The organism is Streptococcus humanilactis, assembly GCF_019448275.1.
In the GTDB taxonomy this organism is placed as follows: Bacteria; Bacillota; Bacilli; order Lactobacillales; family Streptococcaceae; genus Streptococcus; species Streptococcus humanilactis.
Genome location: NZ_JAHXBZ010000020.1, coordinates 1 through 585 on the forward strand (window position 1 = coordinate 1; position 585 = coordinate 585).

The following is a 585-nucleotide window of genomic DNA, read 5'->3' on the forward strand; positions in this document are numbered from 1 at the left end:
TTCTTCTCTTACAACAGAGCTTTACGATCCGAAAACCTTCTTCACTCACGCGGCGTTGCTCGGTCAGACTTCCGTCCATTGCCGAAGATTCCCTACTGCTGCCTCCCGTAGGAGTCTGGGCCGTGTCTCAGTCCCAGTGTGGCCGATCACCCTCTCAGGTCGGCTATGTATCGTCGCCTTGGTGAGCCGTTACCCCACCAACTAGCTAATACAACGCAGGTCCATCTGGTAGTGATGCAATTGCACCTTTTAAGCAAATGTCATGCAACATCTACTGTTATGCGGTATTAGCTATCGTTTCCAATAGTTATCCCCCGCTACCAGGCAGGTTACCTACGCGTTACTCACCCGTTCGCAACTCATCCAGAGAAGCAAGCTCCTCCTTCAGCGTTCTACTTGCATGTATTAGGCACGCCGCCAGCGTTCGTCCTGAGCCAGGATCAAACTCTCATTAAAAGTTTGAGTTCTCACTCATTTCTGTCACTGACAGATTTATTGTTTTTTCATTGTTCAGTACTACAACCTTAGTTGTAGTGCCCTGCACATTGGTTCGTCTTGTTCAGTTTTCAAAGGTCTTTGTCACTC

The 585-nt window shown here is 48.5% G+C and carries 1 rRNA gene; it reads right to left on the reverse strand.

What is annotated here, in order from left to right:
- Positions 1-456 (reverse strand): 16S ribosomal RNA (locus KV696_RS09665); the annotation flags it as partial.
- Positions 457-585 lie beyond the last annotated feature (129 nt).